This window comes from Alkaliphilus pronyensis (assembly GCF_009017275.1).
GTDB classification, from domain to species: domain Bacteria; phylum Bacillota; class Clostridia; order Peptostreptococcales; family Natronincolaceae; genus Alkaliphilus_C; species Alkaliphilus_C pronyensis.
On sequence record NZ_WBZC01000015.1, the window covers coordinates 1 to 25,607 of the forward strand.

Here is a 25,607-nt window from a genome sequence, read left to right on the forward strand (position 1 = left end):
AGTTAAAAACATAATCAAAATTGAAAATTGAAAATTGAAAATTGAAAATTGAAAATTGAAAATGGAAAATTGAAAATGGAAAATTGAAAACCTTAAAATCAATTAGTAATGAGTAATGGAAAACCCAAAACCAAAAACCAAAACTAAAGTTAAGAGTGAAGAGTTAAGAGTTAAGAGTTAAGAGTGAAGAGTGAAGAGTTAAGAACCTTAAAATCAATTAGTAATGAGTAATTAGTAATGGAAAACCTAGACAAAATGGAAAATTGAAAACAAGAAAACATAATTAAAAGTGAAAAGTGAAAAGTGAAAAGTGAAAAATTAAAAACATAAAACGAGTTTAAAATTAAAGGCAAAGATAGAAGAAATATTGAATGTTGAATGTTGAATGGAAAAGAGTAAAACAAAACCCAAAACTTAAAAATGAATTTAAAGTTGAAAATGAAAAATGAAATAATGAAAGGAGACTTATAAATGACAATAATAAGTGAGGTATATGCTAGAGAGGTATTGGACTCAAGAGGAAATCCTACTGTTGAGGTGGAGGTTTACTTAGAGGATGGAATAGTTGGTAGAGCCATAGTACCTTCTGGTGCATCTACAGGTGCATTTGAAGCTGTTGAGTTAAGAGATGGAGATAAAGGCAGGTACTTAGGTAAGGGTGTAACTAAGGCAGTTGAAAACATAAATAAAACAATAGCTCCACAGATAGTAGGCTTTGATGCCACAGATCAAGTGGGAATAGATGAGGTACTAATGGAGCTAGACGGTACACACAACAAGGCCAAACTAGGTGCTAATGCTATATTAGGGGTGTCAATGGCAGTTGCAAAGGCTGCGGCAGAGGCTTTAAGCATGCCTTTGTTCCAGTATATAGGAGGGGTAAATGCCAAGCAGTTACCAGTACCTATGCTAAATATCCTTAATGGTGGTGCCCACGCAGATAATAATGTTGATATTCAAGAGTTTATGATAATGCCTGTTGGTGCAGACAGCTACAAAGAGGGCTTAAGAATGTGTGTGGAAGTATACCATAATTTAAAGCTTGTACTTAAAGAAAAGGGACTAGGAACTGCAGTAGGAGATGAAGGTGGATTCGCTCCAAACCTAGCATCAAATGAAGAGGCACTTCAAGTAATTATGCAGGCTATTGAAAAGGCAGGCTACAAGCCTTCAGAGGATATAAAGCTTGCATTAGATGTAGCAGCAACAGAGATATATGACGAAGCAAATAAGACATATAATCTTGCTGGTGAGGGAGTTACAAAGACTGCTGCTGAGATGGTAGATTTCTACGAAGAACTAGTTAATAAATATCCTATAGTTTCGATTGAAGATGGACTTAGTGAAGATGATTGGGATGGCTGGAAACTAATGACCGATAGACTTGGAAAGAAAATTCAAATTGTTGGTGACGACTTATTTGTAACAAACACAGAAAGGTTAGAAAAGGGAATTAAAAACAATACAGCAAATTCAATCCTTATAAAACTAAACCAAATTGGTACCATTACAGAAACCCTAGATACAATAGAAATGGCCAAGAGGGCAGGCTATACCACAGTTATTTCACACAGATCTGGTGAAACAGAAGACTCAACAATTGCTGATGTGGCAGTAGCTGTAAACGCAGGACAAATTAAGACAGGTGCCCCTGCAAGAACAGATAGAGTTGCAAAATATAACCAATTATTAAGGATAGAAGATATCCTAGGAGAAACTGCTCAATACAAAGGAAATGGTGTATTTTATAATATAAACAGATAATTACACAATTTACCAAAATAGAATAAAATATAATATTAAAGCAATAATAAGGGTGAGGCCCTTGTTATTGCTTTATAAGCTATTAGAACAAACAAGCCTCTATTTATTATATTGGCTTATTAATATATTATTTTGTTGATTTTATAATATACCTGTGTTAAAATATGTATGTTAATCACACGTATGGGAGGTGTAGAAATGGGTGGATTTACAGTTTTTTTAAAGGTAGTTCAAGTTATTACCTCTATAATATTAATTGGAAGTATTCTATTACAATCAGGTAAAAATGCTGGACTTTCTGGTTCAATTACAGGTGGCGCTGAGCAAATATGGGGAAAACAAGGTAGAGGCTACGAAGGAGTTTTAAGTAAAGTAACTACTATAGGAGCAGCCTTATTTATCATTAATGCAATAGCGTTAGTTGCAATACAAAAATTATAATAGCAAAAAACTGAATAACATAAGGAGGATAATTCACAATGAATTTAAATGTACTAGCACCTGCTGTAGGTGTGATTGCACTTATTTTTGCCTATATATTAACAAATAAAATCAACAGTGTGGATTCTGGTAATGAAAGAATGAAGGAAATAGCTTCATATATTCAAGAGGGATCTATGGCATTTTTAACAAGGGAATATAAAACTCTTGCAATATTTGTTGTTGTACTTACCATTGTTTTAGCTATAGGTATAAATCCATTAACTGCTTTATGCTTTGTGGTTGGAGCTCTTTTTTCTGGCCTAGCAGGATATTTTGGTATGAGGGTTGCAACTAAGGCTAACGTAAGAACTGCTAATGCAGCCAAAGAAGGCGGTATGAACAAAGCACTCAGTGTTGCTTTTTCAGGTGGAGCAGTAATGGGAATGTCTGTTGTAGGTTTAGGACTATTAGGAGTTGGAGCATTATACATTTTCCTATCTGGAATAACAACAGAGGTAGAAGCGGCAGAAATTATTACTGGTTTTGCTTTAGGAGCTTCCTCAATAGCATTATTTGGACGTGTTGGTGGAGGTATATATACAAAGGCAGCAGATGTTGGTGCCGACCTAGTTGGTAAGGTAGAAGCAGGAATACCAGAGGATGACCCTAGAAACCCTGCAGTTATTGCAGATAATGTAGGAGATAATGTAGGAGATGTAGCTGGTATGGGTGCCGACTTATTTGAGTCCTATGTTGGTTCAATAATAGCTGCTATTGCGTTAGGATTGATTGCTAACAATGGACAGTATGGTACTAACGGAGCACTATTTCCATTGTTATTATCAGCAACAGGCATTATAGCATCAATAATAGGAACTTTTTTTGTTAAGGGTGACGAAAACTCAGACCCTGCAAAGGCTCTACATATGGGTACATATGTAAGTGGAGCTGTTACAGTTGCAGTTGCTTTTATGTTAAGTAGATATTTATTAGGTAACCTAACTGGCTTCTATGCCATTATAACTGGTTTAGTAGTTGGATTATTAATAGCTAGCATTACAGAAAGATACACATCAGGTGAGTATCAGCATGTTAAGAAAATTGCTGGACAATCAGAAACAGGCCCTGCTACAACTATAATAAGTGGACTTGCAGTAGGTATGGCCTCTACAGCACTACCTATAATTATTATTGCAATTGGAATTTTACTGGCCTATGGAGTTGCTGGATTATATGGTATAGCACTGGCAGCTGTAGGAATGTTAGCAACAGCGGGCATGACTATTGCAGTAGATGCTTACGGACCTATTGCCGATAATGCTGGTGGTATTGCAGAAATGTGTGAGCTACCAAAGGATGTACGTAAAATAACAGATAAATTAGATGCAGTAGGAAATACAACTGCAGCGATAGGTAAAGGCTTTGCAATAGGCTCTGCAGCTTTAACTGCTTTAGCATTGTTTGCCACCTATACAGCAGCTGTAAAGTTAAACTCAATTGATATTACTACACCCACAGTTATTGCAGGTATGCTAATCGGGGGTATGCTGCCCTTCTTCTTCTCAGCCTTAACAATGGAGGCAGTTGGTAAAGCGGCATTCCAAATGATTGAAGAGGTTAGAAGACAGTTTAGAGAGATTCCAGGAATTATGGAAGGAACAGCAAAGCCAGAATATGCAAAATGTGTAGATATTAGTACGGCGGCTGCATTAAAGGAAATGGTTATACCTGGTCTATTGGCAGTTGTGGTTCCTATACTAACAGGATTATTACTAGGACCAGAAGCTGTAGGTGGACTGCTGGCAGGAGCATTAGTAGCTGGAGTATTGATGGCAATTATGATGGCGAATGCAGGTGGAGCATGGGATAATGCCAAAAAATACATTGAAGAAGGACATCATGGTGGAAAAGGTAGTGAAAGCCATAAGGCAGCAGTTGTTGGTGACACAGTGGGAGATCCATTTAAAGATACCTCTGGCCCATCAATTAACATATTAATAAAGCTGATGACAATAGTATCACTTGTATTTGCACCAATTTTCCTAAGATATGGAGGACTTCTAGCAAAGTTCTTTGAATAAAAAAAGATAAGCCCTTAATCCTAGATTAAGGGCTTTTTAAATATGGGGATTTATTTAGTTACCATGTAATAATGGTTGAAAGGGGAAGGAGTATGGGTATATACCATGTATTAGCTAATTCTATTGGTTTCTTTGCAGTATTCTATTTTATAGTTGTTTGGTTAATTAATATTGGGGCATTTATATTAATGGTAGTAGATAAGAAAAATGCTAAAAAAGGTGAGCAGAGGGTTCCAGAAAGAGTTCTATTGTCCTTAGCTTTCTTTTCTGGTGCAGCAGGGATTTTGCTTGCTATGGTAATGCTGCATCATAAGACAAGCAAGAAAAAATTTTATATAGGTATTCCACTATTGTTTCTACTTAATAATGTAATAAATATTTTTATAATATATTTTTTAAATAAGTAGCTATACCAATATTCCAATTCAATATAAAGATACTTATTAATAATAAAAAACAATCAAAATACAAATAATGATATATATACATAATGAAGGGAGGATTATTTTTGTCAATAAAAGAAAAAATACTAGAATTTATGGGAGAATTAGCTTATAGTCCAATGCTTGAGGATGAACTTGCAAACAGCTTTAATCTAAATAAAAAAGAAAGAAAAAGCTTTTCTAAGCTACTTGAAGAAATGGAACAAGAGGGCTTAATAATAAAAACCCGTAAGAAAAGATTTGGAGTGCCAGAAAGAATGGGGTTAGTAGTAGGAAGGCTACAGGCTAATCCAAAGGGCTTTGGCTTTATAATATCAGATCAAATTGAAACGGAGGATGTTTTCATTCCAGCCAATCTGATGAATGGTGCAATGAATAACGATAGAGTTATAGCCCGTATAAATACGACTAATTCAAAAACTAGAAAATCCGAAGGAGAAATAATTAGAATCCTAGAGAGAGCAAACCATGAGATTGTTGGAACCTACGAAGATAGTAGAAACTTTGGATTTGTTGTACCTGATGATCCAAGAATTAATCTAGATATTTATATACCTAAGAAGGAAAGCAAAAAGGTTAATAATGGATATAAAGTAGTTTGCGAAATTACAAGATGGCCAGAGGCCAGAAGGAACCCTGAAGGTGTTATAAAAGAGATTATAGGCCATAGTGAAGATAGCGAAACAAACATACTTGCAATCATGAAAAAGTATAATTTAGAAGAAGGATTTCCGAAGGATGTTGAAGCAGAAGTTGATGGAATTTCAGAAGAAATAACAGAAGAAGAAATAGATAGAAGAACAGACCTTAGGGCAATAAAAATGGTTACAGTTGATGGAGCCGATGCAAAGGATTTAGATGATGCTATTTCAATAGAAGTTCTTGAGAATGGTAATTATAAGCTGGGAGTCCATATAGCAGATGTCACCCACTACGTAAGAGGGAGTTCAGCACTCGATAAAGAAGCACTTAAAAGAGGGACAAGCGTGTATCTTGTTGATAGAGTTATACCAATGCTGCCTAAGAAGCTCTCTAACGGTGTATGTAGTCTAAATCCTAAAATAAACAGATTAGCCCTATCGGTTTTTATGGAGATTGACAAAACAGGAAAGGTTCACAGCCATAAAATTGTTGAAAGTGTTATTAAAATAAATGAACGTTTAATATACGAAGATGTATCAGATATATTAGAAAATGATAATCCAGAGCTTAAAGAAAAATATAGTGATTTATTGGTTGAATTTAAAATGATGGAGGAGCTAAGCATAATTCTTAGAAATAGAAGGGAAGCCCGTGGTGCTATAGATTTTGATTTCCCCGAGGCCAAAGTTATACTTAATGAAGCTGGTAAACCTATAGAGGTTAAAAAGTATGATAGACGAATAGCAAACAGAATAATAGAAGAGTTTATGCTGGTATGTAATGAAACCGTTGCTGAATATTTCTATTGGCTTAATGTACCATTTGTATATAGAGTTCATGAGGATCCAAGCATAGAGCGACTTGAAGATTTCAACAAATTTATTCATAACTTTGGTTATCATTTAAAAGGCTTATCGACAGAAGTACATCCAAAGGTATTGCAGGAGCTACTAAAGAAAATAGAAGGTAAAAAGGAAGAAGTAGTAATAAACACTTTAATGCTTCGTTCATTAAAAAAGGCTAGATATACATCAGAAAACCTAGGACACTTTGGTCTAGCCGCAGAGTATTATTGTCATTTCACATCTCCTATAAGAAGATATCCAGACCTAGCTATCCATAGAATTATAAAGGCTATTCTTAGTAACGGAACAAAGGATAAGTGGCTAGAAAAAATGAATGGATTTGTGGGCTATATTGGAGAACAGTCATCAATATGTGAAAGAAAAGCAGATGAGGCAGAAAGAGACACAGTTGATTTAAAAAAATGTGAATATATGGCAGAAAGAGTTGGAGAAGTTTATGAAGGTGTTATTTCAGGCATCATCTCCTTTGGTTTTTTTGTGGAGCTAGACAACACAATAGAGGGAATGATTAGAGTAAGCTCCTTAGTTGATGATTACTATATTTTTGATAGTGAAAATCATACATTAACAGGTGAGAGAAGCCGCAGAGTATTTAGAATAGGTGACGTTGTAAAAATCAAAGTCTCGAAGGTTAACGTAACCCAAAGGGAAATTGACTTTACACTTGTATAGAAACGGAAACGCGGGGACGGTTCTTTTGTTTCTTTCGACGCGAAACAAAAGAACCGTCCCCACGTTTCTATTAAAATATATAAGACTATAAAAGGGTATTTAAGAAGTAATAAAGAATTAAATAAAGTATATAATTTACTTTAAAGGGGGGAATGCATATGCCCATAATTTATGGTATGGTGGTTTTGATAATTTTAGCTATATTAGTTGAAATATTGTCAATTGCATTGAAGGTAACTGGTTTAGATTTAGATAAGGCAAGATTTCAAGTAATCTCCATAATTACACATACTGGTTTTACTACTAGAGAATCAGAGCTTATTACTCAACATTCTACTAGGAGAAAAATTGTTCAAATATTAATGCTTGTTAGCTATGTTACAACTGCAACTTTAATAAGTGTAATTGTAAGTGCATTTAGGAATTACAGGTCCTTTTTGAATTTTACTTTTTTTATAGCAGTAGCACTTCTTTCTGTATTGTTCTTAATTAGAAATAAGCATATATTATACCGTTTAGAAAGCATAATTGAAAATCAGTTAATAAAGCAAATGAAAATAAATAAAAAGTATAAAACAGTAGAAGAAGTGCTAAAACTAAATGAGGAATACGGAGTTGCAGAGTTTATTATTGAAGAAGGAAATCAGCTGATAGGCTTAACTTTAGACAAATCTAATCTTAAGGAAAGCTTTATACAGGTTTTAAACATTGATAGGGGTTCCCATATAATACATTTCCCAAGAAATAATGATATTTTCAGGCAAGGAGATAAGGTAGTGGTTTATGGGCAGATAGAAAAAATAAGTGAATTTATCATAAGTCAAAAGCAAAGTAAGAAGGAATATTAAGTTATTGACAATATAATACTAATATGTTAGTATAGCAAGAGTCACTCGTTATTTAAATAATCAAAAGAGGGTGGGGGAGAAATGGCAGGCAATGGTACTAAGTCAATTGCTACCAATAAAAAAGCAAGATACGACTTCTTTATAGAGGAAACCTATGAGGCTGGTGTAGAGCTTAAGGGAACTGAGGTAAAATCTATCAGACTTGGAAAGATCAACATTCGTGATGGCTACGGTCGTATTGAAAACGGTGAGGTTTTCTTATATAATATTCATATAAGCCCATATGAAAAAGGGAATATATTTAATGTTGACCCCCTTAGACCAAGAAAGCTTTTACTTCATAAAAGGGAAATTAGAAAGCTAATTGGCTATATACAGCAAAAAGGTTACACCCTAATTCCTCTAAATGTTTATTTAAAAAATGGACTTATTAAGGTTGAGCTTGGTGTTGCAGTAGGTAAGAAGCAATATGATAAACGCCAAGACATTGCAAAGCGTGATGCCCAAAGAAGAATTTCTAAGGAAGTTGGAGCAAGAATGAAGGGTGTAGAGTAACATAACTAAGATGAAAAATGTAAGGCTACTAAAAAGTCTTTCACTTTTAGTTTCTAATCTTTTGTGTTTAATTTACAATTTTCAACCTATCACTTTTAACTTTGCATTTATAATTTTTAATTATGTATATATATCCCTGGGGGCGTACTGGTTTCGACGGGGGTTTAGAGCCTTTAGTAGCGAGCCATGTTTAGCTTGGTGACATGTAAAAAACTGAGCATTAAATATAAACGCAAACGATAATTACGCACTAGCTGCCTAATAGCGCAGCTCGTTTCTACCTAGCCTCCCGCCGTTAGGATAGAAACGTCATCTATGCGGGGAACGTCTTAGGGGGTGTCTTGACCCTAAGTTGTACAATTAAGGCTGGCCAAACCTAAAACCTGTTGCTGGGTGTTAGGCGAGGTGAGATTCTAAAACAGTAACTGCGCTCGGAGAAGCTGAAGGTGAAGGGCCTTCGGACAGGGGTTCGATTCCCCTCGCCTCCACCAATTAAATCAACTAATCAATGAAAGTCGCATTTTTATGCGACTTTTTGCGTCCCTGCGTTTCGTACTTGCAATATTTGTGGTGGCGTTGTGGATGTTCATTATAGAAAGTGCACTGAATGTGGTGCCAAACCAAATAATTATTTATATCACTGACACACTGTTGTCAAGTTTTAAGTGATAAAATACAAAGGTAACTAAGAGTTATAATTATTATTTAAGGAGGAAAAGTAAATGCAAGAAAACTATTGTCAATGTTGTGGAATGCCGATGGGACAAACCGATGAAATGTACGGATTAGAAAAGGATGGTAGTAAATCGAAAGACTATTGTAAGCACTGTTATGAGAATGGTGAGTTCACTTTTAACGGCACGATGGAAGAAATGATCGAGTTATGTGCACCCTATATGGCAGAGAGCAATAAGGAAATGAGCGAAGATGAGGCGAAAAAAATGATGCAGGAATTCTTCCCAACGCTTAAAAGATGGAGAAAATAATTTGGGAGGTATAAAATGGAAGCTGTTATCCACCAGTTGTTTTGCAATCCCGACATATATCCAAATGAAGATGTATTGAAACACGCATTATGCAAAAATTACGAAAACTATCAAACAATGCTAAAGATTTTTGATTATCATGGTCTTGACTGTGAATGGCGATATTATAACGACGGAAAGGCATGGCTATGCAAAGTAGTGCAGAATAAAAGAACCATAGTTTGGGTATCGATATGGACTGACTACATAAAGACAGGTTTTTATTTCTCGCCAAAGCATATTTATAAGGTAAGGGAATTGGATATTTCAGATGTTATAAAAGGTCAAGCTCCAACAGAAGATAAAATAAAAAAATTTAACGAGATTGTGTTTGAAATCAATGATATGAGTCTATTGGCTGACCTTGAAAAAGTGATAAAACTAAAAATTCAATGCAAATGAAATAATTACAGGGAAACGCAGGGACGGTTCTTTTGTTTCTTTTTTATCGAAACAAAAGAACCGTCCCTGCGTTTCGCTGTTTCGCTCTGTGTTAATATTTACAAATTAAAAAAAATATGATAATTTATATTCAAAAAGCTAATTAACATTCCTTAGTTAAAATGCTTTTTTTCATAGCCTATATCACAAGGGGGGATTAAATGGAGAAGAAATTACTTAGTAAACATATTAAGAACATAATAGTTTTAGCGGTTGTTTGTGGTATTTCATGGCTTTTATTATATATTATTGGTCATTTTACTGTACTACATCCGAATGCTTATTTTGATATAACAAAAAGCATTTTTTTAGTTTACGTGGTGTATTTAGTGGTGGGAAGCTTGTATAAAGTATTTCATAATATAAAAAACTTTGATGGAATATGGAGGAAATTTTCACTTTGGTGGGGAAATGAGACACCATTTGAAGCCATTTGCGAGTCCTTTACAATTGTAACAGCTATTAACAGTATTATGATGCTAACAGGGCATGATACACCTAAGGAAGGGGTTTTTGCTTACATACACATGATGCTACGGCTTTTAATTATTTCTAGTATTATTACTATCTGGATGTGGAAGGATATATTACAATGGGTAAAAAAATCTACTTTTAGATTTAATATTAAAAGCCTTTATCAGTTATCTAAAAAACATTTCTTTGCATCTATATCTAAACTATTTACAATTATAACAACAGTATATTGTATTTTAGTAATTGCTTTCTATAGAATTTTAAACCCAGCAGGGGGCATAGCTTTTTATCAAACTTTATTAGGAATCTTAGCTTTTACTGTTTTATTTATGTTTGTACATCCTGCTAGACGAGGATAGCTAAATATTCTTAAGCAATAGCTATAATACATAAAAACAATTGAAGTTACATATATTACAAAATGTTAGTATTATTTTTAACCTGTGTTTTATGTTATGTTTAAGTGGAGCTAGGACTTATGGTATCTTTATTGAAATAGAGGAATTATTAAATAATAATCATCATAAGGATGTTTAGAAGGCTTTACTAAGCCATCACGGAAGCAAAACTTATACCTAGGTTAGAGCATGACTAGAAACAACCAAACATGGATATTATTTAAAAAAATAGAAAATTAAAAGAAATGCTTCAAATGTATAAATATTCAGAAATGATGAACTTTTTTAATAGCATAAAAATGTCTTGAAAATGTAATACTTTGACTGTACAATTAATATAACTGTCACGTGTAAATAGCTGACAGATATAAATATTAAAGAATGGAGGAATAAAAATGAAAAAACTTGGATTATTACCTAAGTTGGTAATTGGTATCATTGTAGGTATTATTGTCGGTGCTACAGGTATTGAGTTTCTTACAAGATTACTTTCTACTTTTAGTGGAATCTTTGGAAACTTCTTGGGCTATATCATTCCACTAATTATTATTGGATTCATAGCACCTGGAATTGCAGAATTAGGAGGTAAAGCTGGAAAACTACTAGGTATAACAACTGGTCTTGCTTATTTATCAACAGTTGTGGCTGGAGTATTATCTTTTGTTGTAGCTACAGTTATTTTACCTATGATTATTTCTGGTGGAGACATTGCTGAAGGTGGAAAAAGTGCAGCTCCCTTCTTTGAAATTCAAATGCCTGCTATTATGGGAGTAATGACAGCACTTATAACAGCATTCCTATTAGGTTTAGGTATGGCAACTCTTAAGAGCAAAAGCATGTATGCAGTAATGGAAGAATTCCAACAAATTATTAAGAAGGTTATTGAAAACGTTATTATTCCACTTTTACCGGTTCATATTGCTGGAATTTTCGCTAAGTTAGCATTTGCAGGTACTGTAGCTCAAACATTAGCTGTGTTTGGTAGAGTATTTGTTCTAGTTATAGGGGTTCATATAGGATTCTTAATTATTCAGTATACTGTGGCTGGTTCAATAGCTAAGGTAAACCCATTTACTGCTTTAAAAAATATGCTACCAGCATACTTTACAGCTATAGGAACACAATCTTCAGCAGCTACTATTCCTGTTACTGTAAAAAGTGCTAAGTCAAACAATATTAATGATGAAGTAGCAGAGTTTGCAATTCCTTTATGCGCAACAATCCACTTATCTGGAAGTACAATTGCATTAACTATTTGTGCTATAGCAGTTATGGCATTAGATGGTGCTACTTTAGGATTTGGTCAAGTATTACCATTCATACTTATGCTTGGTATTACAATGGTTGCAGCACCAGGGGTTCCAGGAGGAGCAATTATGGCTTCACTTGGATTATTAGAAACAATGCTAGGCTTTACAGATGGTCAATTAGCACTTATGATGGCATTATATATTGCTCAAGACAGCTTTGGTACAGCAGCAAATGTAACTGGAGATGGAGCAATTGGATTAATAGTAAATAAGTTCGCTAAGGAAGCAAAATAGTTAAGCTTATCATTATTTAGCTTCTGGTTTTGAATAAGAATATTCAAATTATATAATAAAAACCTTATCATAGTAATTTATGATAAGGTTTTTTATTATTTTCTACTGGAAGGTAAGACATCTGTAAAAATATAAGCCCTTTTCCTTAACAATGCCAATATAATAAGAATGGCAAGAACTGAGATACCAATAATGGACATAGTAATAACCGATCTCACCGCCTCTGTTCCTGCTGCCGTTCTTTTGAGATAAATACCAATAAAGGCCCATGCAATAACAGCTGAATAGAAAATATCCCTTCTCATATGTAAAAAATATAATCCTAAAGCAAGGCTAACAACCATAAGGATTACTGTCCAAATAGCCTCAGGAATACCAAAGCCCTGCCAATTAATGCTTACTAGAAATGCTGTTACATTGGCAATTGTAGCTACACTTATCCAACCCAAATAAACACTAAAGTTAATATGTACTAAAAATACTTCTTTTTTACTAGCTGCTGCCCTTCCAATACTAAGATTATTGTAAATAAATATCAAGGAAATCAACATAAGCACCATTATAATTACTGAAGCTCCAACATATCTGTAATGCCATAGAATAACCCATAGCATATTTCCAACCCCTAATAATATGTTCCAATAACCTATTTTGTGTATAAAGGTCACCACACTATCCTTTGTTTTAAAGGCAACAATCAACTGATATGCAGTAAAGATACCTAATAAGGAATAAATAACTCCCCAAATAGAGAAGGTGATACCTGCTGGTACAAATAGATTTGGATAAAGGGCAGAAAGCTCTCCTGTGGTTAAACCATTAAAAGGAATTAAATTAGCTAAGGTATTTATAAGTATAGTTCCAATGAAGGCAACACAATTGAATACTGCAAGCTTTTTTATATAGCTCATAAATCAACACTTCCTTTCATCTAAGTTTTTAATGTTTATACCCGTAATATGATATTCTAAATCTAGCAAATTATGCAGCTAAACTCTCATATTTCTTTAGATTAATGTATGTAAAGGGATAAGCTGTTAATAATTAAGAAAAAAGAGGAATTAGGTGATTATATGGAGAGGGTTGGTTTAATTTTACAGGGTGGAGGTACAAGAGGGGTATATACTTCTGGGGTAGTAGATTTTTTACTAGATAAGAAGCTTTATTTTTCATATGTTATAGGGGTATCTTCGGGAGCTTGTAATGGTGCAGCCTATGTATCGCAGCAAAGGGGCTATGGCAAAATAATGCATATTAAGTATGTTAATGATTCAAGATATATGGGTTTAATGAATCTTCTTCGTAAAGGTAGCTATTTTGGCTTAGATTTCATATTTGACGAGCTTCCAAACACCATTGAAAAATTTGATTTTAGAAGCTTTGCCAGCTCTAATTCTGAATTCTATGTGGTGGCAACCAATTGCAGGACAGGAAAACCCCAATACTTTGAGAAAAAAGAAGCAACTGATATTTTAAATATAATAAAGGCATCATGTAGTTTGCCATTTATCACTAAAATGGTTGAGTATCAAGGTAATCTCTTATTGGATGGTGGTATATGTGATCCAATACCAATTGAAAAATCTATTAGTGATGGAAATAAAAAGAATGTAGTTATATTGACAGTCCCATTACAATACCCCACAAAAAATTATTGGGAAGGATGGGGTATAGGTTTATTAAAATATAGAAAATATCAAGAGCTAATAAAGTCTCTCCAAAATAGTCATGGTGTTTATTGCAAGAAAATTGATTTAATAAAACAGCTTGAAAAAAATAACAGAGCATTTATTATAAGTCCTACTGTTGATTTAAAGGTAGGCGTTTTGGAAAACAATAAGCAAAATCTGGAGGACATTTACTTATTAGGATATAATGATGCTAAGAAAAGCTATCCTATTCTGCTACAGTACCTGTCTTAATATAAGCATAGCATTACTGTTTACAGCTTATAATCTTACTTCATATGGGTACTAACACTTCCGAATATTAAGGTATAGATAAGTGTCGCTAAGCCTATAAATAAGTGAATCAATAGTTCAGCTGGAATAAAAACTACATCTCAACTAATTTTCTTTTAATTATTAACAAATATTTAATACAGTTAATAATAAATATTTATATAATAGATATATAGGACAAAAGTAACATAAATTTTCAAATACGATGGAGGTGAGTGGAATGGGACAGGATATTTTAAAAGCTTTAGATAATACCCACTGTGATGACATTATTAATAATGAATGTATTGATAATGTTTTTCAGTGTATAATTTCCTTAAAGGACGGTTCTGTATTAGGCTATGAAGCCCTATGTAGAGGTCCAAAAGAAACTGCATATGAAAAGCCCCAAAGCCTATTTGAAATGGCTAAAGAGAATGGAAAAATATTTGAGTTAGAAAAAATATGCAAAAAAAAGGCAATTGAAAAATTCAAAAGTAAAGGTGAACAATTAAAGCTTTTTGTAAATATTGACCCAGGTTGCTTCTTAAAGGAGGAAGAAGGCATAAACCTCTTAGATGATTTGTTTATGTCATGGGCTAAGGATTTCTGCTATGTTATATTTGAGGTAACAGAAAAGACAGGTATACATGATTATAAACGTTTTAATAATGTTATTAGCAAATACAAAAAATCTGGCATTAGTATTTCCGTAGATGATGTTTCTAATGGCTATGCAGGAATAAATATGCTGTCAAACCTTGAACCTTTGTATATGAAGATTAATATGGAGCTAGTTCGTGATATACATAAGGAACCCTTTAAGAAAACCGTCATAAAATCCTTAGTAGTAATTGCTAATAATTCAAACTCTAAGCTTATAGCTGAGGGTATTGAAACTAAAGATGAATTAGATGTTTTAATAGACTTGGGGGTACACTACGGACAAGGCTATTATATCCAAAAGCCCTCCTATGAATTACTCTACACACATTCTAATATTAAACACTATATACTGGAAAGAAACTCTATTAAAAGTGATATAAGAATACAAAACATAACAACCACCAAAATCGGAGAGATAAGTAGATCTATAACAAATGTATCTTCAAATACTGTTGGAAGAGAAGTAAACATGTTATTTGATAAAGAATCAGGTATACAGGGTATTCCAGTGGTTGATAAGGATAAACCAGTGGGACTAATAATGAAGCATAAGTTTTATCGTTATTTAGGAAGACAATATGGTTACTCAATTTATATGGATAGAGCTATAGAAATTTTAATGGATAATACACCATTGATAATAGATTTTGATACACCCCTGGATCAAGTTACTAAAATTGCAATGTTAAGGGATGATGACACCCTATATGATTATATTATTGTTACCAAAAATAATACATATTATGGTATTGCCACAATTAAGGATTTATTAGAAAAGACAACGGAAATAGAGCTTAATAGGGCTAAATATGCAAATCCTCTTACGGGATTACCAGGGAATATTATTATAGAACAAAAAATAAGTAATATAATTAAGTCTACAGAGGATTATTCAGTTTTGTATTTTGACATAGATAATTTTAAATCCTATAATGATGTTTATGGCTTTGACAATGGAGATAGAATAATTGAAATGCTAGGTAATCTGATTCAGCAATGTATGTCTCTTTACGAGTTTGAGAAGGGCTTTTTAGGCCATATTGGAGGAGATGACTTTGTTGCAATTGTTGAAAGTCATACGATTAATAAGCTATGTGAGACAATTATTGATAGGTTTGATAAAAGCATACTACACTACTATTCAGAAATAGATCAAAAGAAAGGATACATCATGGCAGAAAATCGTCATGGTACCATTGAGCAATTTCCATTGATGAGCATATCTATTGCTGTTGTAAACAATAAAAATAGATGCTTTGCTAGTGCTTCACAGCTTGCTGAATATGCCAGTAAGATTAAGAAAAAATGTAAAATACGTTGGACAAGCAACTATATTATTGGAGATATCACTGAATAAGTGATATTTTTTTTAAAAACTTATTTTTTAACATAATTTTTAAATACTCTTAATATAAACACCTCTAAAACTGTGAATTGTAGGAGTATTATATATAAGAGGCCTACTAAGAGTTTATGGAGGTGAATAGTTTGAAGAGCATAACCTATGGAGAGCTTTCATTTGAAGAAGTATGCACTAAAATTAAAGAATACATTAAGAAGGATTTAGAAGGAATATATGTTATCTCTATTGGAACTGATTCCCAAAGCTATGGGGGAGCTACAAAAATGGTTTCTGTCATAACCATAGTTCGTAAATCAAAGGGAGGCATATTTTTTTATGATATTAAAAGCCTAAAATTGATTAAGGATTTGCGTCGAAAGATATTTGCAGAGACTCAATATAGTCTGGAGTTAGCAGGAAGGGTTATGCAATTTTTAGAGAAGAATGAGGTTCATGCTGCTATGGAGGTACATGTAGATATTGGGGAAAGTGGCGAAACAAAATCCCTAATAAGAGAAATAGCTGGTTGGGTTGGTGCGCTAGGTTATAAATGCTGTATTAAGCCAGCGTCATATTCATCATCGGGTATTGCTGATAGACTTTCTAAAAGAGGCAGCATAGTAGGCTAATTAATATTCAAATGGTTTATTTGAAATAAAACCTTTTTTATGTTCTTTGAAGGATAGATATTGAAGGAGGGATTTCATGAAAATTGCTATTTTTACCGACACCTATACTCCTCAGATAAACGGAGTAACAAAGACACTGAAAAAGCTTAAGGATTACATGGATAAAAACGGAATAGAATATAAGTTTTTCGTACCTGCAGAAGGAAATCCATTAGAAACTAAGGAGACTATTTCCTTCTATAGTATCAGATTTCTATTTTATCCTGAGTGCAAAATAGCTCTGCCTAGGTATGGAGAGGTGAAAAATGCACTTGATGATTTCAAGCCCGATATAATTCACATAGTTACCCCCTTCTCTGTTGGTTTAAAGGGACTAAAATATGCAAGAGAAAATAATATTCCTTTAGTATCCTCCTATCATACCAACTTTGTTGAATATTTTAAGTTTTATAATCTCCAAATATTAGAAAACATTTGTTGGAGCTATTTTAACTGGTTTCACTCTTTTTGTGAAATAAATTTTTGTCCCTCAATGGATACATTAAACAAGCTTGATAGAAAGGGAATAGGTAATTTGAAAATATGGGATAGGGGAATAGAGTCAGATGAGTTTTCTCCAATTAAATATAATAAAGATTTAAGGGAAAGGTACGTATCACCCAATGTAAAGCTTTTACTCTATGTAGGGAGAATAGCACCAGAAAAAGAATTAGATGTTCTATTGAAAGCAGTACAAATTTTAAGCAAAAAAGATATACCCTTTAAGCTGTTGATGGTGGGTGATGGTCCGTTATACAATGAATTAAAGGCTCAAAATATAAAAAATGTTATTTTTGATGGATACAAATTTGGTTCTGAGCTTCAGGAAATATATGGATCATCAGATATATTTGTTTTCCCATCTAGTACAGAAACCTATGGCAATGTAATTTTAGAAGCAATGTCTTCAGGCTTACCTGTAGTAGCACCCTTTGAGGGAGGAATAAAGGAAAATCTGAAGAATGGTAATAACGGTTTAGTTTTTAATAAGGAAGATAGTATTGATATGGCAAATAAGATAGAGATGCTTCTTAAAGATGAGAAGCTAAGGGTGAGCTTGGCTAATAATGCCAGAGAGCATGCCATGAGTAAAAGCTGGAACAAGGTATTTCAAAAATTGTTCAAGAACTATAAATCTGTAATTGAAAACTTTCATCATAAAATTAACAACCTATCGGCATAATAGCATAACAAAATACGAATGCACTAAAAGGGAGGCTACCATGAAAATCTTAATAATTATAGCTACTATTGGATGTTTATTATATCTAGCCCATTATCTAAGCTATTGTATTTTAAAGAAAAGAATTCTAAAACAGCAGAAATGGGGCTTAAATATCTGCTGTGGTAAAACTGATGGCGGAGGGGTTAATGCAGATATATTTATGCATACAGATGTTCCCTCTTTTCAGCTTATAGAGGACATATACAACTTACCCTTTGAAGATAAACAGTTTGATAGCATACTTTGCTCCCATACAATTGAGCATGTTGAAGATCCCCTAATGTTTTTCAATGAATTGCAGCGTGTTGGAAAAGAGGTAACAATAGTTGTACCTCCCCTGTGGGATTTGTGTGCAGTTTTCAATATATTTGAGCATAGAAGGATTTTTCTAAGCTTTAGGAAAAAGCATAATAGGCTACCAAGGTATGTAAGACTGCCTGTAGCCATAGCACTACAGAGGAAAATTGGACAAGTAATTAATGCATAGTTAAATATATTCCTTAATTGAGCTATATAATATACTTGTCCACTTTAAGTATTTTACATAAACATAACCATCCTATCATTATACTTTAACATAATATAAATATAATTTAATTAAGAAAGGATGTGAAAGAAATGAATGCAATCGGCGGTTTTGTTAGAAAAAGTGATATATCATTATTTTACTTGTTTAACAGAAAAATACATTGCAACTCTTTGGATTTTTTAATGAAATACATTACCCATTTAGGTTCTACTACCTTTACAACTCTGCTTTCATTATCTTTATTTATTTACCCTAAACAAGAAGTTAGACTAATTGGAGGTAAAATGATTATATGCCTTTTAACCACCTTACTGATAGTTCAGTTTATAAAGAAAACTGTAAACAGGCCCAGACCCTATATTACCCTTAGAGACATAATACCTATTAATCCACCCAATTGCAGCTACTCATTTCCTTCTGGACATACCTGTGCTGCCTTTACAATGGCTATAGTACTTGCTAAACATATTCCATCCCTAGGCTTAATTTTTCTTATGCTTGCAATAATGGTAGGATTTTCAAGAGTATACCTAGGTGTTCACTACCCTACAGATACTATTATCGGTGCAATAATTGCATTTTCAACCTCTAAGCTACTGGTAATTCTGGGTTTGATTTAGGGTTTAGTATAATAGCATTTAAAAGAAATAACCCTTCTTGACAACTTGTTAAAATCATCTTAAGTAAGGAGAATAATATATGAAAAAAAGTATAGACTATAAGAAAATTGCTTTGGATTTTGTATTTCTTATGGTGGGATGTATCTTTTGGCCTTTGCTATAACCTCAATCTTAAAGCCCAATGGATTAGTATCAGGCGGAGTTACAGGAATATCTATTATGCTTGATAAACTAACTGGTATAAAATATACCTACATTTACTACACCATATCAATTCTGATTTTTATAAGTGCCTGGTTAACATTAGGAAGAAGGGAAGCAAAAAAAATATTACTATTATCTATCATATTCCCGTTAATTCTTATATTATTTGAAACTCTAGATGTTTCCTTTATAAGAAATGACACTATGTTGGCATCGGTTTATTTTGGAATTATTGGTGGTATAGGCTGTGGATTAGTTTTAAAAAGGGGATTTTCTACAGGTGGCACAGATACAGTAGCAAAAATATTTCACTATAGAATTGCTCCCTTTATTAGCATAAGCCAAATTCTTTTATGTATAGATGTTTTTATTATACTGGCATCAGCATTTATATATGATGAAAATATAGCATTATATGCAGTGTTAGCTCAAATAGTTATGATGAAATCAATTGATGTTGTTCTTTTTGATTTTGGCTCAAAGTATGTTAAGATAGAAGTGATTAGTGATAAAAATAATGAAATAGCCGATTATATCATGAACAATATAAGAAGAGGAATAAGCACCTATGAAATTAAGGGTGGATACACAAACCTTACCAGAGAAAAATTGGTTTCAGTTTGCTCCCCTAGAGAAAGTATGTTAATAAAAAGGTTTATTTCTGTGACTGATTCAGATGCCTTTGTAAATGTGCTTCCAGTAATGGGGGTATGGGGCAATGGAATAGGTTTTGAAAGTGTAATAGAAGAAGCAATAGATAAATAAGAATATATTAAAGCAATACTTCATTCTTTAAGGAGGATATATATGAGAATAGCTATAGTAACAGCTTCAATAGGCCATGGTCATAACTCAGTTGCCTTTGCCCTAAAGGAAGCTTTACTAAATGAAAATAGCAACAATTGTGTAGAGGTTTTTGACATATTAGACGATAGTAAATTATATCAATTAGTTACAAGTGTTTATCTTGAAGTAATATCTAAAACTCCATACTTGTATAGTAAAGTTTTTCATTGGTCACAGCATTATCAAAAAACCAACTCAATAGTGAATCTTTTAAGCTTCTTATCCTTAAAAATATTAAAAAACATAAAAAGCTCATTTCAGCCGGATGCCTTTATATTTACACATCCTATACCTGCCATGTGCTATAACAATAATAAATTAAGAGTTCCTGCCTATACAGTCATAACCGATTATGCATATCATCATTTTTGGTTTAACCCTAAAGTAGCAGGCTACTTTGTTGCTAGTCCAGAAATTAAAAGGCAGCTTGAAAAAAACAAGTTTCCTTCAAAAAATATATTTAATACAGGTCTACCAATTAAAAAGTCATTTACATCAAACAATATGAAGAATAGCCTTCATAACTCAAATATTAGTGAAAAACCTTTGGTTTTGGTTATGGGAGGGGGCTTCGGTATAGGTCCACTAAAGGGCATTGTTGATGAGTTAGAAAAAATTCAATTGCCCTTTCAGGCAGTTGTGATAACAGGAAAAAATGAGAGTTTATATCAAGACATTTTAAAGTCTATTGAGAATAAAACAAAGGACAGATGGAAAGTTATATCCTTTACTGATGAAATCCATACCCTAATGAAGAAGTCCTCCTTACTAATATCAAAGGCTGGTGCTATAACCTTAACAGAAGCTCAGATAAGCGGTTTGCCAACAATTATATACAAACCAATACCAGGACATGAGGAAGAAAATGCTAGATTTGTTTGTCAACAGGGTTGGGCTACTTGGGTTAAAAAATCAGAAGAGCTGATATCGATTACTAGCAAACTACTGTCTTCTGCTGAGGAGCTAGAAGCTATGAAGAAAAAATCTAGCTTATACAGTAAGCCCTTTGCAGCAAGCAATATATGTAGAATTATATCAAATTATATAGAAGCTCCCCTAAGAAGATCATTATAATAAAACATTTAATAGTTTTTTAATGTTTTATTTACCCCCATATAACATTTTTATTTAATTGTATTGATATAATATAATCAAAATGAATTGAATAGAAATAGCTAACATAATTTATATATAGAGTAAAAGAGTGTCGTTCCCCCCTTTAAGATACTCTTTTTTATTTTTTGTAAATTGATAGGAGGTTGTTAATTAGAAAATAACAATATCTTAAAACTAAATTAATTGATACTTAATATTAGAAATCTATAATGTATATAGAAGGTACTTTATTACTTTAGTAGAGGCAGTTTTAGAGAGGAGTTGGTAGTATGATTATGGAAACTCATATGCTAATAGGACAAAAAGTTTTTAATAATATTAATGAATTAACTAACATGAACCTCAATAGAACAAGTTTTATATTCGGAAACATGAAGCCTGATATTGTATATAGCCTGTTAAAGAAGTCTCATCGTATGAAGGACTCTTTATACTTTGTTATTAAAGAGATAGATAAGCTTTTAACATCTGAGATAAAGGACAAAAACAAGTTCTCTTCAAGCTTAGGAGTTATAAATCACTTCCTATCAGATTTTTTCTGTAGTGCCCACTACTATAATTTAGATAAATTTAATGGAGGAATTAACCATATAAGATATGAACTAAAGCTACATAAAACCTTTAAGAAAATGGAAAAGGAAAAGCAACTGAATCTTCAAGAGCTAAACATTAATAGGTATATGAAGGATACCGTTCTTAATTCAATTTATTCTCTTGAGAATGAGTATAAGAAGCAAGAGCCCAGTATGGAAAATGATATTATTTTCGCTTTAAGGGTATCTACAGTAATAAGTGTTTATATATTAAATAATTCAGTGTCAACTAAGAGCATACTAGTAGCTGCATAGTGGTTTATTATAACATCATTAAAAAAGATAATATATCTAAGCAATATAGATAATTATCTTTATTTAATCAACTTATTATTTGTCCTTTAGCTTAGCATCATTAGCTGTTTTCTTTAAGGCTTGAACCTCTGATTGAAGACTCTTCATTGTTGTAGATAGTTCCTTTAAAGCACTATTAAATTCCTCTCTATCGGATTTTATTTCTTTTATTAAATCTTGTCTAAAATTATGCTCCATCTCCATATAGTCTTTTTGATGGCCAGTCATACTATCAAATAAGTTGCCCATACTCTCCTTGCCAGATTCCATCATATTAGTTGCAGTATTACCTGCCATCATGGCTCCTTGCATTCCTTTAACCGCAACAGTTCTTGCACCTTGTTTTAAAGAAGGTCCCAATAAATAGCTAAGGGCGGCTATACCCACTCCTAATATAAAATTTTGACTACCAAATGGCTTTAATAAATTCATTATGTTTCCTCCTATCATTTAAATATCAACATTTTAGTATTTCCTTTTATTATAGATTTGTTACTATACTTTTCACTCATTACTATAGATTCCTTTATAAAGTCATTTCCAAACTCCTTCCACATATCAACTATCTCATTAGTATCATTAGGATTATTTTCGAGATGCTTAAAGCATATCTCCATGTTTTCCTTTAACTGAGTGAGTGCTTCATTTATATTAGTTTTTACATTTTTCTTATCCAAAATTCATCACCCCTTAACTATAACTATATCCATTTTTTAGAGGCATTAGAGAATTAAAGTATACAAAGACTTTGCTAAATATAGCCAGTAACCAAGTGTATAATGGTAAAACACCGCTATAGGTAAAAAGTATACCTATTAAATAGCTCCAAAAGGATAGCAATTGATTTTGTAATACCTTTTCATTGGTATACTTAATAAAGTCTATGGAATCCCCTAACATATAAATATTGTTACCAAGAATAACAATATCAAAATTATTTAGCTTTTTATTAAAGTCCTCTTTAATAACAATGCTAATATGATAGCTATTACTTTTATCTACAATTGCTTCCATTAATTTCTCGTCGTTACTAATAATAGCTATGGTTTTCATATTATCTTTAATAATCTGTAGCTCTTTTAACAAATCTTCTAATATTGGATTATAATATTTAATCTCTATTCCTAAATCTGCTGCAAGCTTGTTTAATTTAGCACTATTAATGCTTGTAATAACTCGAATATCTATAACTCCTCTTTCTCTAATGCTTTCAATTATTGTAGGATTTATATATTGAGTATTACTAATAATAAATACGGCGGTATCAATAGCTTCAATGTTAAGGAGGCTATCAATATTATAAAGTAGAATGTTATGGCTTAGTCTGTTGTAGTAGGCTGCTTTATAGGGTAAACTAACACCTAGCTTAACGGGGTTTAGTATTGATAAAACCATAATAGTTAATAGCACCAGGGGACTATTAGTAACAGCCATAATTATTAAGGCCAGTAGTAAGCTAAGGCTCTCAATTTTATTAACAGCAGTTAAAATTGGTGTACTAATGCTTATTTTATTACAAGCTTCACAACCATAATCCATTGATGTGTATAAATTTTTCGATTGATTGTAAAGCTTTTTTTCAAAGTAACTACTTAAAAGTATATCTACTATATTACTCAAATATAATACAGTTAAAACTACAAGAGCTGTATAGGTTTGTCCCATTAGTATAGGTAATCCAATAACTCCAATACCTAACAAGCCTAATTTTAAGCTGTGGTTTTTTATAATAGCATCAGCATATTTTCTAATTAGTGGATATCCTAAAGCTAACAACAATATACTTTTTGCTAAGCCATTAGGTGTAAACATCGAAATAATTATTGGCTTAAGCAAAAGACCAGCGCAAACTCCGCCAAAAACAAAGGATTCAATAGTCCTAGTTATGCTTTCCGTCTTTAATGGTGGAAAGTCATTATTAAAGCCTGTTTCTTTTTTATGACTATATAAATCTTTATTTATTTGATGTATTAAGTTTAGGATCTCTATAGATTTAAGGTGTTTCTTATCATAAGTTATCAATATATTAGAGGTATATATATTTGGCTTTACAGTATAAATATGTTCACTATTAAGCTTTGAAACAAAAGCTTCTAACAAATTACTATTTTTATATAAGCCCTTAATATTTAATCTCATTCTACCTGGTATATGGGAAAGAACTTTAATATTCATTTTATATGCCCATAACCATACCAATAAGATTAGAGCTTAAGATAAAAATACCCCCTATTAAAAATATTTTTAGTATTAATGACATACTATTTACCTCCTTTATCAATAGTTTGCTCCATTGTTAAGTTTTGCTGTCTCTTCATGTTTTCATATTGAGCTTCAGCTATTATATCTTCAAACTCCTCCTTAATAGTGTGGGCTGTAGTCTTAGCTGCATCAACTGCATTAAACATTTGACTTGTAACCATAACAGCAGCCCTTCTAATAGGTTTATTTGTGACCTTCAATAGGCCAGATACACCAAAAAAAGTTGCTATTCCAAAGAAAATACCTATTGGTTCCAAATTATTCATCCTCCTGCAAAGTATTTTATTTAATTAAAGTATTAACAGTTACAATAAAATTATTCGTAAAAAAAAAACCTCAGTTGAGGTTTTAAATTTCTTTCTTATGCATTTTTTCTATATTCATGGGCTGATTGAAGATATATATGAATTTGCTCCTTAATTGCTTTTAATAATCTATATTTAATGTTTAATAAAATTCCCTTAATTCTATTTCCAACATCCTTATTATGCTTATCAAAAACCCTCTTACTATGAAAGCTAACATCTAAAACATCCATTACTATATCGGTAAAATCTATTTCATTATATATAACTTCTATTAACTGATTGCTGTAGAATCCTAATAAAGAGTTTTCTATAACATCACCTAAACACTTTTCACCTTTATCAGCTATAATATGGGAAAGCTTATACTGATTAACTAAAGATGAGTTAAAATTGCAATTTACTATTTTTTCATCCTTTATGGAAAGTGTAAAGGGAACATATCCGCTGTGGCTTTTAAACTCAATATTTAAGGTTTCAGATATTGAAGCTAACATATCATAAAAATCTTTATTCTTAGTTACTTGATTAACAATATCATCTTTAGTTATATTGTATAAACCCTTTTTTAAGCTAATCTTTTTTAGTAGTTTGTTTTCTATTTTTAAGAAGTACTGGTTAACTTCTTCATCTATAAAGCTAAAGGTGTTGTTAATGAAATGTGATTTAGTGACTATAGATAAGCTCCTCATTTTTTCTATCCTCTCTAATGTAAAATATAAAGTATATTAAAATTATAAAGGGTTTATATTAAATAAGAATGTATTTTATGTTAAGTTTATGCTAAATATATTTATATGTTTTAACCCAATGTTAAAAAA

At 32.4% G+C, this 25,607-nt stretch carries 26 protein-coding genes and 1 other RNA gene; 21 read left to right on the forward strand and 6 right to left on the reverse strand.

The features are described from left to right. The first annotated feature begins 471 nt into the window (after positions 1-471). From eno to F8154_RS05390, 12 genes are all read left to right on the forward strand, one after another. Positions 472-1,764: a phosphopyruvate hydratase gene (gene eno / locus F8154_RS05335; protein ID WP_151860574.1), complete on the forward strand. Its 1,293-nt coding sequence runs from the start codon at positions 472-474 to the stop codon at positions 1,762-1,764. A gap of 198 nt (positions 1,765-1,962) precedes the next feature. Next, positions 1,963-2,205: a preprotein translocase subunit SecG gene (gene secG, locus F8154_RS05340; RefSeq protein ID WP_151860575.1), complete on the forward strand. Its 243-nt coding sequence runs from the start codon at positions 1,963-1,965 to the stop codon at positions 2,203-2,205. A gap of 38 nt (positions 2,206-2,243) precedes the next feature. Beyond that, complete coding sequence (locus F8154_RS05345; RefSeq protein ID WP_151860576.1) at positions 2,244-4,268, forward strand: sodium-translocating pyrophosphatase; 2,025 nt, start codon at positions 2,244-2,246, stop codon at positions 4,266-4,268. A gap of 92 nt (positions 4,269-4,360) precedes the next feature. Next, the gene (locus F8154_RS05350) at positions 4,361-4,675 is read left to right on the forward strand and encodes a DUF1294 domain-containing protein (protein WP_192930171.1); all 315 of its coding nucleotides are present in this window, start codon (positions 4,361-4,363) and stop codon (positions 4,673-4,675) included. Between the two features lie 101 nt (positions 4,676-4,776). After that, positions 4,777-6,891 (forward strand): ribonuclease R, encoded by a 2,115-nt coding sequence (gene rnr, locus F8154_RS05355; RefSeq protein ID WP_151860578.1) that lies wholly within the window; start codon positions 4,777-4,779, stop codon positions 6,889-6,891. Between the two features lie 158 nt (positions 6,892-7,049). Further along, positions 7,050-7,739 carry a TrkA C-terminal domain-containing protein gene (locus F8154_RS05360; protein WP_151860579.1) on the forward strand — a complete coding sequence of 230 codons (690 nt, stop codon included), beginning with the start codon at positions 7,050-7,052 and terminating at the stop codon, positions 7,737-7,739. A gap of 81 nt (positions 7,740-7,820) precedes the next feature. Beyond that, positions 7,821-8,294, forward strand: coding sequence for an SsrA-binding protein SmpB (smpB, locus tag F8154_RS05365; RefSeq protein WP_151860580.1), 474 nt, complete (start codon positions 7,821-7,823; stop codon positions 8,292-8,294). A 138-nt stretch (positions 8,295-8,432) separates the two neighbouring features. Further along, positions 8,433-8,785: a transfer-messenger RNA gene (gene ssrA / locus F8154_RS05370) on the forward strand. A gap of 231 nt (positions 8,786-9,016) precedes the next feature. Next, positions 9,017-9,280, forward strand: a complete 264-nt coding sequence (locus F8154_RS05375) for a zinc ribbon domain-containing protein (RefSeq protein ID WP_151860581.1) — start codon at positions 9,017-9,019, stop codon at positions 9,278-9,280. Positions 9,281-9,295: 15 nt separating this feature from the next. Continuing rightward, positions 9,296-9,721 carry a DUF3788 family protein gene (locus tag F8154_RS05380; RefSeq protein WP_151860582.1) on the forward strand — a complete coding sequence of 142 codons (426 nt, stop codon included), beginning with the start codon at positions 9,296-9,298 and terminating at the stop codon, positions 9,719-9,721. Positions 9,722-9,921: 200 nt separating this feature from the next. Further along, positions 9,922-10,593 (forward strand): hypothetical protein, encoded by a 672-nt coding sequence (locus F8154_RS05385; RefSeq protein WP_151860583.1) that lies wholly within the window; start codon positions 9,922-9,924, stop codon positions 10,591-10,593. Positions 10,594-11,027: 434 nt separating this feature from the next. Next, positions 11,028-12,176, forward strand: coding sequence for a dicarboxylate/amino acid:cation symporter (locus F8154_RS05390; protein WP_151860584.1), 1,149 nt, complete (start codon positions 11,028-11,030; stop codon positions 12,174-12,176). 95 nt (positions 12,177-12,271) lie between these two features. Here F8154_RS05390 and F8154_RS05395 read toward each other — a convergent pair whose 3' ends face one another. Next, on the reverse strand, positions 12,272-13,087 hold the full coding sequence (locus F8154_RS05395) for a hypothetical protein (RefSeq protein ID WP_151860585.1): 816 nt from the start codon (positions 13,085-13,087) through the stop codon (positions 12,272-12,274). A 162-nt stretch (positions 13,088-13,249) separates the two neighbouring features. Between F8154_RS05395 and F8154_RS05400 the strand changes: the two genes are divergently transcribed. The 9 genes from F8154_RS05400 (at position 13,250) to F8154_RS05440 (ending at position 22,180) form a co-directional block, all read left to right on the forward strand. Next, positions 13,250-14,098, forward strand: coding sequence for a patatin-like phospholipase family protein (locus tag F8154_RS05400; protein WP_151860586.1), 849 nt, complete (start codon positions 13,250-13,252; stop codon positions 14,096-14,098). A 259-nt stretch (positions 14,099-14,357) separates the two neighbouring features. Next, positions 14,358-16,139, forward strand: coding sequence for a GGDEF domain-containing protein (locus tag F8154_RS05405; RefSeq protein ID WP_192930172.1), 1,782 nt, complete (start codon positions 14,358-14,360; stop codon positions 16,137-16,139). A gap of 131 nt (positions 16,140-16,270) precedes the next feature. Continuing rightward, a complete protein-coding gene (locus F8154_RS05410; RefSeq protein WP_192930173.1) occupies positions 16,271-16,753 on the forward strand; it encodes a ribonuclease H-like YkuK family protein in 483 nt (160 codons plus the stop codon). Positions 16,754-16,829: 76 nt separating this feature from the next. Further along, positions 16,830-17,975, forward strand: coding sequence for a glycosyltransferase family 4 protein (locus F8154_RS05415; protein WP_151860589.1), 1,146 nt, complete (start codon positions 16,830-16,832; stop codon positions 17,973-17,975). A gap of 40 nt (positions 17,976-18,015) precedes the next feature. Next, on the forward strand, positions 18,016-18,504 hold the full coding sequence (locus tag F8154_RS05420) for a methyltransferase domain-containing protein (RefSeq protein WP_151860590.1): 489 nt from the start codon (positions 18,016-18,018) through the stop codon (positions 18,502-18,504). Positions 18,505-18,635: 131 nt separating this feature from the next. After that, positions 18,636-19,166, forward strand: a complete 531-nt coding sequence (locus tag F8154_RS05425; protein ID WP_151860591.1) for a phosphatase PAP2 family protein — start codon at positions 18,636-18,638, stop codon at positions 19,164-19,166. Positions 19,167-19,304: 138 nt separating this feature from the next. Then, complete coding sequence (locus F8154_RS05430; protein ID WP_151860592.1) at positions 19,305-20,135, forward strand: YitT family protein; 831 nt, start codon at positions 19,305-19,307, stop codon at positions 20,133-20,135. Between the two features lie 42 nt (positions 20,136-20,177). Then, a complete protein-coding gene (locus F8154_RS05435) occupies positions 20,178-21,290 on the forward strand; it encodes an MGDG synthase family glycosyltransferase (RefSeq protein WP_151860593.1) in 1,113 nt (370 codons plus the stop codon). A 311-nt stretch (positions 21,291-21,601) separates the two neighbouring features. Continuing rightward, complete coding sequence (locus tag F8154_RS05440) at positions 21,602-22,180, forward strand: zinc dependent phospholipase C family protein (RefSeq protein WP_151860594.1); 579 nt, start codon at positions 21,602-21,604, stop codon at positions 22,178-22,180. 75 nt (positions 22,181-22,255) lie between these two features. Here the strand turns inward: F8154_RS05440 and F8154_RS05445 are convergent, their stop codons facing one another. From F8154_RS05445 to F8154_RS05465, 5 genes are all read right to left on the reverse strand, one after another. Next, positions 22,256-22,651 carry a hypothetical protein gene (locus F8154_RS05445; RefSeq protein WP_151860595.1) on the reverse strand — a complete coding sequence of 132 codons (396 nt, stop codon included), beginning with the start codon at positions 22,649-22,651 and terminating at the stop codon, positions 22,256-22,258. A 14-nt stretch (positions 22,652-22,665) separates the two neighbouring features. Further along, positions 22,666-22,896, reverse strand: a complete 231-nt coding sequence (locus F8154_RS05450; protein ID WP_151860596.1) for a hypothetical protein — start codon at positions 22,894-22,896, stop codon at positions 22,666-22,668. Positions 22,897-22,909: 13 nt separating this feature from the next. Then, entirely contained in the window at positions 22,910-24,394 is a 1,485-nt protein-coding gene (locus F8154_RS05455; RefSeq protein WP_151860597.1) for an HMA2 domain-containing protein, read from the reverse strand. Positions 24,395-24,480: 86 nt separating this feature from the next. Further along, a complete protein-coding gene (locus tag F8154_RS05460; RefSeq protein ID WP_151860598.1) occupies positions 24,481-24,747 on the reverse strand; it encodes a hypothetical protein in 267 nt (88 codons plus the stop codon). A gap of 95 nt (positions 24,748-24,842) precedes the next feature. After that, entirely contained in the window at positions 24,843-25,478 is a 636-nt protein-coding gene (locus F8154_RS05465; protein WP_151860599.1) for a hypothetical protein, read from the reverse strand. Between the last annotated feature and the right edge of the window lie 129 nt (positions 25,479-25,607).

Bases quoted from the DNA above. Each gene is read 5' to 3' on its own strand.
- eno (WP_151860574.1), top strand. From the start codon at position 472: ATGACAATAATAAGTGAGGTATATGCTAGAGAGGTATTGGACTCAAGA.
- secG (WP_151860575.1), top strand. From the start codon at position 1,963: ATGGGTGGATTTACAGTTTTTTTAAAGGTAGTTCAAGTTATTACCTCT.
- F8154_RS05345 (WP_151860576.1), top strand. From the start codon at position 2,244: ATGAATTTAAATGTACTAGCACCTGCTGTAGGTGTGATTGCACTTATT.
- F8154_RS05350 (WP_192930171.1), top strand. From the start codon at position 4,361: ATGGGTATATACCATGTATTAGCTAATTCTATTGGTTTCTTTGCAGTA.
- F8154_RS05360 (WP_151860579.1), top strand. From the start codon at position 7,050: ATGCCCATAATTTATGGTATGGTGGTTTTGATAATTTTAGCTATATTA.
- smpB (WP_151860580.1), top strand. From the start codon at position 7,821: ATGGCAGGCAATGGTACTAAGTCAATTGCTACCAATAAAAAAGCAAGA.
- F8154_RS05375 (WP_151860581.1), top strand. From the start codon at position 9,017: ATGCAAGAAAACTATTGTCAATGTTGTGGAATGCCGATGGGACAAACC.
- F8154_RS05380 (WP_151860582.1), top strand. From the start codon at position 9,296: ATGGAAGCTGTTATCCACCAGTTGTTTTGCAATCCCGACATATATCCA.
- F8154_RS05385 (WP_151860583.1), top strand. From the start codon at position 9,922: ATGGAGAAGAAATTACTTAGTAAACATATTAAGAACATAATAGTTTTA.
- F8154_RS05390 (WP_151860584.1), top strand. From the start codon at position 11,028: ATGAAAAAACTTGGATTATTACCTAAGTTGGTAATTGGTATCATTGTA.
- F8154_RS05395 (WP_151860585.1), bottom strand. From the start codon at position 13,087: ATGAGCTATATAAAAAAGCTTGCAGTATTCAATTGTGTTGCCTTCATT.
- F8154_RS05400 (WP_151860586.1), top strand. From the start codon at position 13,250: ATGGAGAGGGTTGGTTTAATTTTACAGGGTGGAGGTACAAGAGGGGTA.
- F8154_RS05405 (WP_192930172.1), top strand. From the start codon at position 14,358: ATGGGACAGGATATTTTAAAAGCTTTAGATAATACCCACTGTGATGAC.
- F8154_RS05415 (WP_151860589.1), top strand. From the start codon at position 16,830: ATGAAAATTGCTATTTTTACCGACACCTATACTCCTCAGATAAACGGA.
- F8154_RS05420 (WP_151860590.1), top strand. From the start codon at position 18,016: ATGAAAATCTTAATAATTATAGCTACTATTGGATGTTTATTATATCTA.
- F8154_RS05425 (WP_151860591.1), top strand. From the start codon at position 18,636: ATGAATGCAATCGGCGGTTTTGTTAGAAAAAGTGATATATCATTATTT.
- F8154_RS05430 (WP_151860592.1), top strand. From the start codon at position 19,305: ATGTATCTTTTGGCCTTTGCTATAACCTCAATCTTAAAGCCCAATGGA.
- F8154_RS05435 (WP_151860593.1), top strand. From the start codon at position 20,178: ATGAGAATAGCTATAGTAACAGCTTCAATAGGCCATGGTCATAACTCA.
- F8154_RS05440 (WP_151860594.1), top strand. From the start codon at position 21,602: ATGATTATGGAAACTCATATGCTAATAGGACAAAAAGTTTTTAATAAT.
- F8154_RS05445 (WP_151860595.1), bottom strand. From the start codon at position 22,651: ATGAATTTATTAAAGCCATTTGGTAGTCAAAATTTTATATTAGGAGTG.
- F8154_RS05455 (WP_151860597.1), bottom strand. From the start codon at position 24,394: ATGAATATTAAAGTTCTTTCCCATATACCAGGTAGAATGAGATTAAAT.
- F8154_RS05460 (WP_151860598.1), bottom strand. From the start codon at position 24,747: ATGAATAATTTGGAACCAATAGGTATTTTCTTTGGAATAGCAACTTTT.
- F8154_RS05465 (WP_151860599.1), bottom strand. From the start codon at position 25,478: ATGAGGAGCTTATCTATAGTCACTAAATCACATTTCATTAACAACACC.